General features: G+C 66.2%; 12 protein-coding genes and 1 tRNA gene. 6 read left to right on the plus strand and 7 right to left on the minus strand.

Annotated elements, in window-relative coordinates:
* Window positions 1-43: 43 nt before the first annotated feature.
* Window positions 44-1,288: a KasA/KasB family beta-ketoacyl-ACP synthase gene (locus AC5Y3Z_RS03070; RefSeq protein ID WP_473139209.1), complete on the minus strand. Its 1,245-nt coding sequence runs from the start codon at window positions 1,286-1,288 to the stop codon at window positions 44-46.
* Between the two features lie 142 nt (window positions 1,289-1,430).
* Window positions 1,431-2,615 (minus strand): hypothetical protein, encoded by a 1,185-nt coding sequence (locus tag AC5Y3Z_RS03075; RefSeq protein ID WP_473139210.1) that lies wholly within the window; start codon window positions 2,613-2,615, stop codon window positions 1,431-1,433.
* Between the two features lie 250 nt (window positions 2,616-2,865).
* Between AC5Y3Z_RS03075 and AC5Y3Z_RS03080 the strand changes: the two genes are divergently transcribed.
* From AC5Y3Z_RS03080 to AC5Y3Z_RS03095, 4 genes are all read left to right on the plus strand, one after another.
* A complete protein-coding gene (locus AC5Y3Z_RS03080) occupies window positions 2,866-3,699 on the plus strand; it encodes a lysophospholipid acyltransferase family protein (protein ID WP_473139211.1) in 834 nt (277 codons plus the stop codon).
* Complete coding sequence (locus tag AC5Y3Z_RS03085) at window positions 3,699-4,145, plus strand: SRPBCC family protein (protein WP_463827519.1); 447 nt, start codon at window positions 3,699-3,701, stop codon at window positions 4,143-4,145. The genes AC5Y3Z_RS03080 and AC5Y3Z_RS03085 overlap by 1 nt, the downstream gene beginning before the upstream one ends.
* A 33-nt stretch (window positions 4,146-4,178) precedes the next feature.
* The gene (locus tag AC5Y3Z_RS03090) at window positions 4,179-4,349 is read left to right on the plus strand and encodes a hypothetical protein (protein WP_473139212.1); all 171 of its coding nucleotides are present in this window, start codon (window positions 4,179-4,181) and stop codon (window positions 4,347-4,349) included.
* A gap of 286 nt (window positions 4,350-4,635) precedes the next feature.
* Window positions 4,636-5,031, plus strand: a complete 396-nt coding sequence (locus AC5Y3Z_RS03095) for a nitroreductase family deazaflavin-dependent oxidoreductase (protein ID WP_473139213.1) — start codon at window positions 4,636-4,638, stop codon at window positions 5,029-5,031.
* 480 nt (window positions 5,032-5,511) lie between these two features.
* On the opposite strand, the gene AC5Y3Z_RS03100 is transcribed toward AC5Y3Z_RS03095, so the two are convergent.
* From AC5Y3Z_RS03100 to AC5Y3Z_RS03115, 4 genes are all read right to left on the minus strand, one after another.
* Window positions 5,512-5,588 (minus strand) — tRNA-Met (locus AC5Y3Z_RS03100).
* A gap of 65 nt (window positions 5,589-5,653) precedes the next feature.
* Complete coding sequence (locus AC5Y3Z_RS03105; protein ID WP_499917798.1) at window positions 5,654-6,463, minus strand: enoyl-CoA hydratase-related protein; 810 nt, start codon at window positions 6,461-6,463, stop codon at window positions 5,654-5,656.
* A 270-nt stretch (window positions 6,464-6,733) separates the two neighbouring features.
* Complete coding sequence (locus AC5Y3Z_RS03110; RefSeq protein ID WP_473139215.1) at window positions 6,734-9,712, minus strand: UPF0182 family protein; 2,979 nt, start codon at window positions 9,710-9,712, stop codon at window positions 6,734-6,736.
* A 78-nt stretch (window positions 9,713-9,790) separates the two neighbouring features.
* Window positions 9,791-10,813, minus strand: a complete 1,023-nt coding sequence (locus tag AC5Y3Z_RS03115; protein WP_463828214.1) for a YlbL family protein — start codon at window positions 10,811-10,813, stop codon at window positions 9,791-9,793.
* 96 nt (window positions 10,814-10,909) lie between these two features.
* On the opposite strand from AC5Y3Z_RS03115, the gene AC5Y3Z_RS03120 reads away from it, so the two are divergent.
* Entirely contained in the window at window positions 10,910-12,280 is a 1,371-nt protein-coding gene (locus tag AC5Y3Z_RS03120) for a zinc-dependent metalloprotease (RefSeq protein WP_473139216.1), read from the plus strand.
* A 38-nt stretch (window positions 12,281-12,318) separates the two neighbouring features.
* On the plus strand, window positions 12,319-13,146 hold the full coding sequence (locus tag AC5Y3Z_RS03125) for a cyclodehydratase (protein ID WP_463828216.1): 828 nt from the start codon (window positions 12,319-12,321) through the stop codon (window positions 13,144-13,146).
* Here the strand turns inward: AC5Y3Z_RS03125 and AC5Y3Z_RS03130 are convergent.
* Window positions 13,143-13,316 (minus strand): hypothetical protein, encoded by a 174-nt coding sequence (locus AC5Y3Z_RS03130; RefSeq protein WP_463828217.1) that lies wholly within the window; start codon window positions 13,314-13,316, stop codon window positions 13,143-13,145. The genes AC5Y3Z_RS03125 and AC5Y3Z_RS03130 overlap by 4 nt on opposite strands.
* Window positions 13,317-13,430: the final 114 nt, after the last annotated feature.

Raw genomic sequence — 13,430 nt, forward strand, 5'->3', positions numbered from 1 at the left:
TATACCCCTTCGACCGCCGGAGTGGCACTCGCCGGGCACGTGATCAGGCCGCGCCGAACACCACGGCGACGTTGTTCCCGCCCAGCCCGAACGACTCCGAGACGGCATAACGGTAATTACCCCGACGCGGCTCGCCGGTGACGATGTCGAGGTCGATCTCAGGGTCGACGGTGTCGAGGTTCAACGTGGGCGGCACGATCCCGTCGCGCAGCGCCTGTACGGTCAGCACCGCCTCGATGGCACCCGCCGCGCCGAGCGAGTGCCCCAGCGCCGCTTTGGCCGAGTACACCGCGGGCGCGTGACCGCCCAGCGCTCGGCGGATCGCGCGCGCTTCGGCGACGTCGCCGAACGTCGTGCCGGCGGCGTGCGCGTTGATGTGATCGATGTCCGCCGGCTCCAGCCCGGCGACGTCAATCGCGCGGGCGATGGCGTCGCCAGCCCGCTCGCCACTGGGATCCGGGCGCACCAGATCGCATCCGTCCGAGGTAGTGGCCGCGCCCATCAACCGGGCCAGGATCGTTGCCCCGCGGGCTTTGGCGTGCTCCTCGGTTTCGATCAGCAGCAGTGCGCCCCCTTCGCCGAACACCATGCCTTCCCGGGTCACGTCGAAGGGGCGGCAGGCGCCGGCAGGATTGTCATTGCTGGTGGAAAGCATGCCGAGCTGCCAGAAGGTGGCAACGGGCACCGCTTCGATCACTGTCTCGACGCCGCCGGCAATCGCGACGTCGGCCTCTCCGAGCACGATGTTCTGCCAGGCATGCGCAATGGCCGCGGTGCCGGACGCGTCGGCCATCACCGGCGTCATCACGCCTGCCTTGGCCTTCATGTCGAGCCCGATCACGGCGGCCGGCGCGTTCGGCATGTGCTTCTGCACCGATATCGGCGTCACCGCGCGCAGCCCCTTGACCTTCCAGACGTTGTGCCAGAGCGGGATGTCCTCGGTACTGCCCAGGCCGAGACCGACCGCCACCATCAGCCGATCGGTGTCGACCTCCGGGGATCCGGCCTGCTCCCACAGCCGTCGGCTCAGCACCGCCGCCATCTTCTGCATGAAGGCGAACCGACGCAGTTCGACGCGGTTGAGATGCTCATCGAAGTCCTCGCGCAACGTCCCACCGATGCGGACCGGGGAGTCGAATTCTGAGACGAACGGTTTGTCCAGTTCCCGGATGCCGCTGTGGCCCCCGAGCAGTCGCTGCCACGTTTCTTCGGCGTCCGCCGCGAGCGCGGTCGTGGACGCCACTGCCGTCACGACCACGTTGGGGTACCCCGCACCGGTTCTCAACATGGTGACAACCACCTGACCTGGGCGGATTGCTCCTCGACCTGTCTGGTGATCCGCTTCGACGCCATATCCCCTCCAAGAACCAAGCTCGGCACTGATTTTGCCGCGAGGCCCGAATACCGGTAGCCCTAGTTTGTGAAGGCGCCTACGATTTTACCCATTTGCGCAGGTCTGAATCCATATCGCGGCTGGGCGGCGGGGGCGGTTGACCGCGGCGAAGCTCTGGCTCGAGCTCGTCGATGGCGGCCAGGGCTTCGGTAGTCAGTTCCGCGCGGATGCCGCTTTCGGCGTGCGCGAACGGAACGTACGCCCGCAGCAGATCCGGCAGATTTTGCACCGTGCCGGACCGACCGCAGGGATAGTCGTCGAGGTCCGGCAGTCGCTCCGGTAGGCCACGTAGGCGTCCGGCACTCCAGCGCAACGGATCCCCGGTGCCGTCTTTGATGCACGCGCGCAACAACTCCCGGTCGTAGTCGTCGAACCCCCGGCCCGGCGCGGTGGCGAAGAACCTGTCCAACAACTCGTTGACCTGTGCCGCGCTGTAAAACGGCGGTTGATAGTCACTGCCTCCCTCCGGTAGCCGCCGGACCAGCCACCGGAGCAGCGGACGACTTGCCGGCCACGTGTCCGACTCGTCGGACATCGACGTCACGCCCTCTACCTCGACACCCCGTCGCAACCAGGCGCGGGCGTCGGCCAGGCTCATCTCGACGAACGTGCTGTCGGTATCGGTGCGGCTGCGCGTCGCGACGTCGAGAACTTCCTGCAGCGACGAGGGAACGAAGAACGCCTCCGTCACCTCGGTCGAACTGGCGTGATCGACGTAGGCCGCGCAGGCAATCTCGTGTCCGGAGGGCAGGCGCACAGCGAGCATCACCTCGTCGCCGTCACCGAGCACGTGCGTCATCCGCACCGCCCGATCGACCTGCGTGTCAGGTAGCTCGATGATCCACGGAGGCAGGTCGTGGTCGCGCGCGGCGACTTCTCGTTGGCAACGCGTCCGCTGCTCCTCGTCATCGAGCAGCGCGGCCAGCACCGCTAGGAGCGCCGTCGTTTCGCGAAGCTCGGTAGCGATGAAGCTGTCGATGAGTTCGTCGAGGCCGACCACCTCTTCATCGGCTTCATCGGCTTCATCGGCGCAATATCGAGGCAACGTCGCCTGGATGAGGAAACTCACCGTGTGCAGCAGGGCCAACGGATGTTCGTCGGCGAGCGCCTCCCGCACCGCGTCAACAAGCGAGAACTCTTCTTCCTGCTGCTGCTCGCGACGCTTCCGACGCGCAGCGCGCCGCGCCTGCTTGGCCTTCCTGCGCTTTCTACTGTCCGACATGGACCGGACCCTACCGCGCTCTGCCGACAACGCCGTTCATTCGAGTGGGGTCGCGTGAAAGCTGGTCTGATGTATCTGGACTCGGTTGTGCCGCAGTCATTTCCGGTTGCCGATGGTCTTTGCAAGCAGGGGGCGAGATGCTGATTTTCCGGTGTCGATTCGCTGGTGTGAAAGCAAAGCCCTGCGGGTAGTCGGTTGCTACACACGAGACGATTGCCCGCATCGACGCGGACCGAGGGACAGGACGAACATGGGCGTCATCGGCGAGGTCATGGACTGGACCCGCAAGCAAGTGGCGTCCCGGGTCCCCAAAGCCGATCTCGACCAACGCGACCCGGACTACATCCGCGATCAACTGCCGGGAACGTGGCTCATCGCGTCGCTCTACTTCCGGGCCGACGTACGCGGGCTGGACCGCATTCCCGCCGACGGGCCGGTGCTGCTGGTCGGCAACCACAGCGGCGGGAATGTCCCGCCCGACACGTTCGTCTTCACCCTTGCGTTCTGCTCGTACTTCGGTGTCGAGCGGCCCTTCTACCAATTGGCGCACAATCTTGTCGTCTCCGCGCCGCCGCTGGGCTGGCTACGCAAGTTCGGCACCGTCGCCGCAAACCACGAAAATGCCCGTCTGGCACTGGAATCCGGAGCCGCGCTGCTGGTTTACCCCGGCGGCGACTACGAGGTGTTCCGGCCATCATGGGAACGGCACAAGGTCGACTTCGGCGGCCGGATGGGATACGTGCGACTGGCCCGTGATGCCGGCGTGCCGATCGTTCCGGTCGCCAGCGTCGGCGGCCAGGAAAGTGCGCTGTTCCTCAACCGCGGCCAATGGCTGGCCAAGCTGCTCATGGCGGATAAGTTGTTGCGGCTCAAGAGTATTCCGATATCGCTGGCGTTCCCCTGGGGGTTGAACATCAGCGACCTCGCGGGCCACATACCGCTGCCCAGCAAGATCGTGATCGAGGTGCAGGAACCGATCGAGGTCGACGGGGACGATCAGGCGGTGCACGACAAGGTCATAGAAAGTCTGCAGGGCGGCGTCGATCGGTTGGCCGCCGAACGTCGATTCCCGGTGCTGGGCTGATGCGCGTCGAACGGCAGTGCGTGATCGACGCGGACCGGGATGCGGTGTGGAAGCTGGTCGGCGACCCGGACAGCTACCCGTCTTTCATGAGCAACCTCGAGCGCTGGGAGACGGCCAGCGAACAGGCCGCCGGCGTGGGTGCGCGGTACATCGTGCACTGGAAGATCGGCTCGGTCCCCATCGGCGGGTTGATCGAGGTGGTGGAATTCGACGAGGGCCGCGATGTGGCTTTCGTGGGTATCACGGGTATCACACTGCGCGGCCGGATCCGGCTGCGCGACGCCGGCGACGGCGAGACCAAAGTGACGTTCCGGCTGTCATACCAAGCACCCGGGGGGTTGCTGGGCTATATCGCGGACCGGATTGCGGTGCGGCAGGTGGGGCGCACCCTGGCGGATACGTTGAAGCGGTTGAAGGGGCTCGCGGAGGGCCATTCACGCTCGTAGCGGGGACAGGAGAACCTGTCGGTAATCCTTCCGTTGATTGACTCGACTCCCGAGGGAAGCAAGCCGGCCATTCCGGTCATGGGGACCTTCGTCGTCGACGGCGAGGGGCGGATTGCTCGCTGGACCACCTATTTTGACCTGAACCTGATCATGAAGCTCATGCAAGGTGACGACATCAGCGCGCTGGTGCCCATGCCGGCATGAGTAGGGACATTGCCACCGATTTGGGATCAGCGGCGCAGGAACGCCTGGCGCGACACAGCGGCCGAGATCGACGACGTACTGGGAGCAGACGCGGATGTAACGGCCGACATCAAGAACCACGATGCCAGTGCTACGGCGTCAATGATGTCGCGCCTCGGTGGGCCCATCGCACCGGACCTCCGCGACATGGCACCAGCTAACTCCCTAGTGACGGCGATCCGCTCCGGGCCGTAGCGTTCCCACAGATACTGATCATTTCAAGCTCGGATAGGAACGGGGAGGGTCCATGCGGGTGCCAAGGGCCGTGGCAAAGTTCAATAATCGAGTCACCAACCCAACGGCTCGGTCGATCACGCCGTGGCTTCCAGGTCAAGGAACACTCGAACATGTCGGACGCAAGTCAGGCAAGCGTTATCGAACGCCGCTGTTGGTTTTTCCCATCCGCGACGGCTTCGTCGTTCTCGTCGGGTACGGGCTGAAATCGGACTGGCTGAAGAATGTTTTCGCTGCTGGACAGGCGGTGCTTCACAAGCGCGGCAAGAGTATCGCGCTCGCTGATCCGCGCCTCGTCAGCAAGGCTGAGGCGGCAGCCCTCGTTACCGGCGCCTCTCGCGTGTTCTACCGCCTGTTTCCGTACAACGAAGCGGCGCTGGTGTTGACCGAAGTCAACGCCACGCAGTGACGAGGGCAGCAGAACGGGTTCAGGCGGTAGGCAATTAGAGTTCGAGACCGTACCCATTGCGTTTGCGGTGACGACGCTGGTAGGTGGTGGCGGTGATGCGTGGTAGGCGATGTCACTTGCGGGGGGCTGGGCCTCGCGCCGGCGCCAAGCCTGCAACTGAGGGCAGGAGCTGCTGGGGGGCTGCGTATTTGATGCCCAGGCGCATCTCGCGGATGCCTGCGCCGGCTTCGTGGAGTTGGTGGGCTGCGATGGTGACAACGGGGTAGATGGCGAGATGTTTGCGTCGCGGCCGCGGGTCAGGCCGACGTAGGCCAGAGCGCGACTGGCTTGATCGGACCGAACGGTCCAGAACACCCCTGCTGACTCGCTGCGTAGCGCCGAAGCGTTCCCTTGCGACCGTTAGCTTTGCGGAGGTCGCCACAGTGTTTCCCGATAGGCACGAAAATGGCCCCCAGGCTGCTGCCTGAGGACCATTCACGTTGGTAGCGGGGACAGGATTCGAACCTGCGACCTCTGGGTTATGAGCCCAGCGAGCTACCGAGCTGCTCCACCCCGCGTCGGTAAACGCAAGGTTACCCAACGTCGGGGAGCCCACCAAATCGCCTGGCAGGCTCGGCGAACCCTAGACTCCGGTGAAGTTCGGCGGGCGTTTCTCCAGGAAGGCGCGCGGGCCCTCCTGGGCGTCGTGCGAGCCCATCACCTCTATCCCCAACTCCAATTCCCGAGGAAACGCGTCGGCTTCGGCCTTGGTCAGGTTCTCGACCACCGACGCCTTGATGTTGCGCACCGCCAGAGGGCCGTTGGCGGCCAACCTCTCGGCCAGTTCGCGGGCCCGCACCAGCGCACCGCCGCTCGGGGTCACGTGCCCGACCAACCCCACTTCATAAGCCCGTCGACCGGTGATCGGGTCGCCGACGATCAACATGTCCATGGCGACCGTGTACGGGATCTGACGCGGCAGCCGCACCGTCGACGCGCTCATCGGGAACAGTCCGCGCTGCACCTCACTGACCGCGAGCTGCGCGTCCTCGGCAGCGACCCGAATGTCGAACGCCTGCAGGATCTCCATGCCGCCCGCGTAGCAGTAGCCTTCCACCGCGGCGACAATGGGCTTCTTGACGTAGTGGTCCTTCAGAAAACCCTTATAGATCAACGAAAAGTCCTGCCGCACACGCTCTTCGTACTCATTCTGAGCCGGTTCACCGGACAGCAGCGCACCGACTAAACGGTCGAGATCGGCACCGGCAGAGAAGTTTCCGCCCGCCCCCGTCATGATGGCGACTCTGAGTTCCGGGTCGCTGTCGAGCAGATCCCAGGCATCGGCCAAGCGACACAACATCTCCGGGTTGAAGGCGTTGCGCTTCTCGAGACGGTTGAGAGTGAGCGTCAATACGTGGCCGTCACGTTCGACGAGGACCGCAGGTTCGGGCATGGTCGCCTTCTTCTTATTGAGTGTTACGTGTCGCGCCGAGTGTATGGCCGACGCGAAGGATGCTTGAGACCGCGGCGAGCGTCCCCATAATGCCGCAGAAAGTGGCCGTTCAGCGCACATATGAGGGCGCTCGCGGCGGGCACGACGCTCGCGGAGCGGAGCGGAGCGGAGCGGGGCGGAGCGGGGCGGAGCGGGGCGGGCGGGCGGCGGCGAGCAGGGCGGGGCACGACGCCCGCGGAGCGGTGCGCGCGGGTCGGGCGACCCGCCTCCCTACTTCGTGCTGTTGAACTTGGTGATGGCTTCGTCGAGCCGCTGCAGCGCCGACCCGTACGCAGCGAAGTCACCCTTCTTCTGCGCATCCCGGGCCGCTCCGATCGCAGCCTGAATCTCTTGCAGCACAGCGGCTTTGGCCGGAGACAAGGTGCTCGCACCATCGGGGGGTGACGGGATCGCGGCCGTCGGCGGCGGCGCGCCCGGTCCGGACGCCGGCGGTGGCGTGCCTGGCGAGTTGGGCGGCAAGCCCGCATCGGTGGGCTGAATTCCGGTCGCCGCGGCACCCGCACCCGGCCCGAACAACCCGGTGAGCGCGTCGCCGACCGTCGGCCCGTAACCGATCTTGTCGTTGTACATCATCGCCACCCGGATCAACCGCGGATACGACGACGCGGCGTCGCTGGCCCCCGGCGATGCATAGACCGGTTCGACGTAGAGCAGACCGTTCTCCCCCACCGGCAACGTGAGCAGATTGCCCCACTTGATGCGGTTCTGGTTGTCGCGCCCGATCACCCCGAGGTCCTGGGACACCGCCGGGTCGGTGGTGATGGCGTTGTTGGCCAGCTTCGGTCCGTTGACGTTGCCCGGAATCGTGAGCACCGTGAGCTTGCCGTACGTCGCGGGGTCCGAACTGGCGCTGATGTAGGCGGCCAGGAAGTCCTGTTTGAACCTGTTCATTGCGCTGGTCAACTGATATGACGGCGAATTGTCGTTCTTGGCAAGGTTTTTGGCGACGATGTAGTACGGCGGCTGATAGCTGCTGGCGGTCGGGTTGGGGTCCAGTGGCACGTCCCAGAAGTCCGAGGTGGAGAAGAACGTCACCGGGTCGTTGACGTGATACTTGGCCAGCAGCATGCGCTGCACCTTGAACAGGTCCTCGGGGTACCGCAGATGATCGGCCAGTTCGGCGGAGATCTCACTCTTGGCCTTCACGGTGCCCGGGAACACCCGCATCCAAGCCTTGAGCACCGGATCGTTCTCGTCCTGCTGGTAAAGCGAGACGGTTCCGTCGTAGGCGTCCACGGTTGCCTTGACGGAATTACGGATGTAGGAGACCCGCTTGTCGGGGGCCAGCCGGTTGAACGCCACCTCGGCCGAGTCCGCCGTCGCCGACGACAACGACGTGAGTTCGGAGTACGGATAGTTGTCCAGGGTGGTGTATCCGTCGATGATCCACACCAGCCGCTTGTTGACGATGGCCGGGTAGACCGCGCTGTCGGTGGTCAGCCACGGCGCCACCGCCTCCACCCGCTGCGCCGGGTCGCGGTTGAACAGGATCCGGCTGTTGGAGCCGATCACGTTGGAGAACAAGAAGTTTCGCTCGGCGAACTTCGCCGCGAACACCGACCGGGTCAGCCAGCTGCCGATCGGTACCCCACCACCGCCGGTGTAGGTGTAGTTCTTGGTTTCGTTGCTGGTCTCGTAGTCGTACTCGCGGTCCGCCCCGGTCTTACCGACGATCGCGTAGTCGGCGGTCGCGCTGGCGATGACCGGTCCGAAGTAGACCCGGGGCTGGTCCAGCGGGGCCGGACCGTCGGACACGATGCTGCCGTTGGCGCCGACGACGTTGACCAGGAACTGCGGGTAGCCGCCGTTCTGGTTCGGGTCGTTGGCGATGCCGCGCACGGTGTTGGCCGGTGACGCGATGAACCCGTTGCCGTGGGTGTACACCGTATGCCGGTTGATCCAGTCGCGCTGGTTGTCGATCAACCGGTCCGGGTTCAGTTCGCGGGCGGCGACGACGAAGTCGCGCAGCGCACCGGTGCGGTCCTTGTAGCGGTCGATGGACAGCTGCTCGGGGAAGAAGTAGAAGTTCTTGCCGCGTTGGAACTGGGTGAACGCCGGGCTGACGATCGTGGGATCGAGCAACCGGATGTTGGAGGTGGTGGCGCGGTCGGCCGCGACCTGTTGCGCGGTCGCCTGACTGTCGCCGGTGTAGTTGCGGTAAGTCACCACATCTGACGTGAGACCGTACGCCTGCCGGGTCGCCGCGATACTTCGGCTGATGTATTCGCTTTCCTTCTGCGCGGCATTGGGTTTGACGCTGATCTGCTCGACGATCAGCGGCCACCCGGCACCCACGATGAGCGAGGACAGCAACAGCAGCACCAAGCCGATGGCCGGAATCCGCAAGTCGCGCAGCGTAATCGCGGAGAAGACCGCGGCCGCACAGATCAGCGCGATCGCCATCAGGATTAGTTTCGCCGGCAGTACGGCGTTGATATCGGTGTAACCGGCGCCGGTGAACGGCTTGCCGCCGCGGGTGTGCGACAGCAACTCGTACCGGTCCAGCCAGTAGGCCACCGCTTTGAGCACGACCAGGACACCGACCAGGGTGACCAACTGGATCCGTGCCGAGCGGCTCAGCACCCCCGCGCGCCCCGACAGCCGGATGCCGCCGAACAGGTAATGCGCGACCACATTGGCCAGCAGCGCCAGGAAGACCGCGACGAACAGGTAGCTGAGTACCAACCGGTAGAACGGCAGCTCGAATGCGTAGAACCCGAGGTCCTTGCCGAACTGCGGATCGGTGATGCCGAAGTCGCCGCCGTGCAGAAACAGCTGCACCCGCACCCAGTAACTCTGCGCCACCATGCCGGCCAGCACGCCGAACGACGCCGGGACACCGATGCCCACCGACCGCAGCCGGCTCATCACCACCGCGCGGTACCGCGCCACCGGGTCGTTTTCGTTGCTCGGGACGAACACCGGGCGGGTGCGGTAAGCCGTCGCCAGACCGGCGAACACGATGCCGCCGACCAGCAGCCCGGCCACCAGGAACACCACGATGCGCGTGACCAGCACGGTGGTGAACACCGATCGGAAGCCGAGTTCGCCGAACCACAGCCAGTCCACGTAGGCGTCGATCAGGCGCGGGCCGGCCAGCAGCAACACGATCACCGCGAGTGCGATCAGGATCAGAATCCGGCTACGCCGAGTCAGCTTCGGCATCCTTGCGGCGGGCCGCATTCCCACTGGCTACGCTCCCTGCTCTAGTTTCCCGACGGTCACAACTGTACGCATCGCGCCGACCGGCCCGGCCTGCCCGCGGGGCTAGCAACTCGGGGTGGCCGCCCCCGCCTTCATCGCGCGCAGCGCGTCGACTGCCGAGCTCAGCGTTTCGACCTTCACCAGCCGCAACCCGGACGGGATCTCGGAGACCGCTTCGACGCAATTCTTCGCCGGCACCAGGAAGACGGTGGCGCCGGCCGCGCGGGCGGCCGCCATCTTGTGCGTGATGCCCCCAATCGGCCCGACCTTGCCGTCGACGCTGATGGTTCCCGTGCCCGCCACGAACGTCGAACCGGCCAGGTCGTCGGTGGTGAGTTTGTCGACGACAGCCAGGCTGAACATCAGCCCGGCCGACGGGCCGCCGATATTGGCCAGGTTGAAGTTCACGCTGAACGACGCCCACGGCGCGTCCACCACGCCGACCCCCATGAACCCGTAGTCGCGGTCCTTATTGCTGCCCAGGGTGATCTCCGCGACGCCGGGTGGCTCGTTCTTGCGCCGGAAGTCGATGGTGACCACCTGGCCCGGCTTGGTGTTCTTCAACAGCGCCGTGAACTGCTCGACCGTGGCCACCGGCGTGCGGTCGACGGCATCGAGGGCGTCGCCCGGCTTGAGCTTGCCCGCGGACGGCCCGTCCCCGGTGACCGTGGCCACCGTCACCGCCTCGGGGTACTTCAGATACCCCAGGGCGGCGTACTCGGCGCTGTCCTCGGAGTTCTTGAAGTCGGCGTTGTTGGCTTTGTCGACCTCGTCGCGCGACTTTCCCGGCGGGTAGACCAGATCGCGCGGAACCAGCTGTTCCTGACCCGAGATCCACAGCGTGATGGCTTCACCCAGGGTCAGGTCGTCGCGCTGGGACACCGTCGTCATGTTGAGGTGACCGGTCGTGGGGTGGGTCTGGGTCCCCTCGATCTGGACCACCTGCTTGCCGTCGACCTCCCCCAGGGTGTCGAAGGTGGGTCCCGGGCCCAGTGACACAAACGGAACCGTCACCACCGCCAGCAGCACGCCGAACACCACAATCGGCACCAGCGCGACCATCAACGTCAAAATCCGCCTGTTCACGCAGAACACACTAATCGGCGCCGTCCACGACCGATTCAGCTGCGAGCGTGACGGCGCACCGCGCTTTCTGTTTCCCCGGTGGGTACCGTTGACCCCATGGCTGACCTGCCCTTCGGCTTCTCCTCGGGAGACGACCCCGAGCACGAGAAGCGCGGGAAGAACGATCCCAACTCCGGATCGGGCGCGAACCCGTTCGGTTTGGGCGGCGACTTCGACATGGCCAACCTCGGCCAGCTGTTCACCCGGCTGGGTGAGATGTTCGGCGGTGTCGGCAGCGCGATGGCGTCGGGGGCATCGGGAAAGGACAGCGGCCCGGTCAACTACGACCTGGCCCGCCAGGTGGCGTCCGGTTCGCTCGGGTTCGTCGCTCCCATTCCGGCCACCACCAATTCGGCGATCTCCGACGCGGTGCACCTGGCCGAGACGTGGCTGAACGGCGCCACGGCACTGCCGGCCGGCACCACCAGGGCCACGGGCTGGAGCCCCACCGATTGGGTCGACAACACCCTGCACACCTGGAAACGGCTGTGTGACCCGATGGCGCAACAGATTTCGTCGGTGTGGGTGTCCTCGCTGCCGGAGGAAGCCAAGGGTATGGCGGGGCCACTGCTGCAGGTCATGTCGCAGATGGGCGGCATCGCATTCGGCTCTCAGCTCGGCCAAGCCCTGGGCCGGCTGTCCAAGGAGGTGCTGACCTCCACCGACATCGGTCTACCGTTGGGGCCCAAAGGAATTGCCGCGATCATGCCCGACGCGGTGGAGGCCTTCGCCGCCGGGCTCGAGCAGCCGCGCAGCGAGATCATGACGTTTCTGGCCGCCCGCGAGGCCGCCCATCACCGGTTGTTCAGTCACGTGCCCTGGTTGTCCAGCCAGCTGCTGGGCGCCGTCGAGGCCTACGCCCAGGGCATGCAGATCGATATGAGCGGAATCGAGGAGCTGGCCCGCGACTTCAACCCGGCGTCGCTGGCCGACCCGGCCGCCATGGAACAGCTGTTGAGCCAGGGGGTGTTCGAGCCCAAGGCCACCCCGGCGCAGACTCAGGCGCTGGAACGGCTGGAGACGCTGCTCGCGTTGATCGAGGGATGGGTGCAGACGGTGGTGACCGCCGCCGTCGGTGACCGCCTGCCCGGCGAAGCTGCGCTGAGCGAGACGTTGCGCCGACGCCGGGCCAGCAGCGGACCCGCCGAACAGACGTTCGCCACGCTGGTCGGGCTGGAACTGCGCCCGCGCAAACTGCGCGAGGCCGGGGCGTTGTGGGAGCGCCTGACGCAGGCTGCGGGCATGGATGCGCGCGACGCGGTCTGGCAACACCCTGACCTACTGCCCGGCGCGGATGACCTGGACGACCCGGCGGCCTTCATCGACGCGGTGATCGGCGGCGACACCAGCGGGATCGACAAGGCGCTTTCCGACCTGCAGGCCAAGCTCGACGACGACGGCCACGACACCGGTCCTGTGGATAACTGAGTACGACGGTCCCCGCCGGCGTGGCAGCGTGACACGTCATGGCGCGGCCCGCACCTTGCTTGTACTGCCTGGACCCGGCCATGCCGGTGCTGCTGCGACCCGACGGCGCGGTCCAGGTGGGCTGGGATCCGCGCCGGGCCGTGCTGGTCCGCCCGCCCGGTGAATTGACCGCGACGAAACTGGCCGCCGTGTTGCGGTCCATGCGGTCACCGACGCCGATGACCGAGCTGCAGCGCCAGGCCGACGGCGAGGACCTGACCGACCTGGTCACCCAGCTGGTCAACCACGGGGTCGCGACCCGAGGTTCGCGACCCACCGCCGCCCGCGCGGCGTCGATCAGGGTGCACGGACGGGGTCCGCTGTCTGACCTACTGGTGCCGGCCCTGCGCAGCTCGGGGGTCCGGATCGGGCACAGCAGCCAACCGCACGCGACGGTGTCCAGCACCGTCGACCTGGTGGTGTTGGCCGATTATTTGGTTGCCGATCCGCGGATCCTGCGCGATCTGCACAGCACGGGTGTCCCACACCTGGCGGTACGGGTACGCGACGGCACCGGGCTGGTCGGACCGCTCGTCATCCCGGGCGTCACCAGCTGCTTGAGCTGCGCGGACTTGCACCGCCGCGACCGCGACGCGGCGTGGCCCGCCATCGCCGCGCAACTGCGCGACACCGTCGGCGTCGCGGACCGGGCCACCCTGCTGGCGACCGCGGCGCTGGCGCTCGGCCAGGTGAACCAGGTCATCGCTGCGGTCCGCGGCCAGCGGCCCGCTCCCCCGTCGGCCCTGAACGCGACGCTGGAATTCGACCTGAACAGCAGCGCCATCGTCGCGCGCCAGTGGACCCGGCACCCGCTGTGCCAGTGTTAGCCCAACCGGCCCTGCTCGGGGACGTTCGTCGAGATCGACGCGTAGGCCCGGGCCAGGGAGTCCAGCACGTCTTCGGTCAGGGTCCGCTCATTGCGGTGCTTGTCCAGGGTTTCGATGATGGCCCGGAACAAGGCGTCGGCGGCGTCGTGCTGGGTTTGTTTGGCTGACATACGGTCGGTCCACCCTCCGGGACAGGGAATCTGGGGAAGTGTTCGAGTGCGACCCGAAGAGACTACATATCGCTGACGAACCACCGCTGACTGTGCGGAATCGATGCAACGGAT

The organism is Mycobacterium sp. NGS61 (assembly GCF_059812325.1).

Excerpts from the sequence above, each read along its gene's own strand:
- AC5Y3Z_RS03130 (WP_463828217.1), bottom strand. The coding sequence starts at position 13,316 with ATGTCAGCCAAACAAACCCAGCACGACGCCGCCGACGCCTTGTTCCGG.
- AC5Y3Z_RS03080 (WP_473139211.1), top strand. The coding sequence starts at position 2,866 with ATGGGCGTCATCGGCGAGGTCATGGACTGGACCCGCAAGCAAGTGGCG.
- AC5Y3Z_RS03095 (WP_473139213.1), top strand. The coding sequence starts at position 4,636 with ATGCGGGTGCCAAGGGCCGTGGCAAAGTTCAATAATCGAGTCACCAAC.
- AC5Y3Z_RS03070 (WP_473139209.1), bottom strand. The coding sequence starts at position 1,288 with ATGTTGAGAACCGGTGCGGGGTACCCCAACGTGGTCGTGACGGCAGTG.
- AC5Y3Z_RS03120 (WP_473139216.1), top strand. The coding sequence starts at position 10,910 with ATGGCTGACCTGCCCTTCGGCTTCTCCTCGGGAGACGACCCCGAGCAC.
- AC5Y3Z_RS03085 (WP_463827519.1), top strand. The coding sequence starts at position 3,699 with ATGCGCGTCGAACGGCAGTGCGTGATCGACGCGGACCGGGATGCGGTG.
- AC5Y3Z_RS03075 (WP_473139210.1), bottom strand. The coding sequence starts at position 2,615 with ATGTCGGACAGTAGAAAGCGCAGGAAGGCCAAGCAGGCGCGGCGCGCT.
- AC5Y3Z_RS03125 (WP_463828216.1), top strand. The coding sequence starts at position 12,319 with ATGGCGCGGCCCGCACCTTGCTTGTACTGCCTGGACCCGGCCATGCCG.
- AC5Y3Z_RS03105 (WP_499917798.1), bottom strand. The coding sequence starts at position 6,463 with ATGCCCGAACCTGCGGTCCTCGTCGAACGTGACGGCCACGTATTGACG.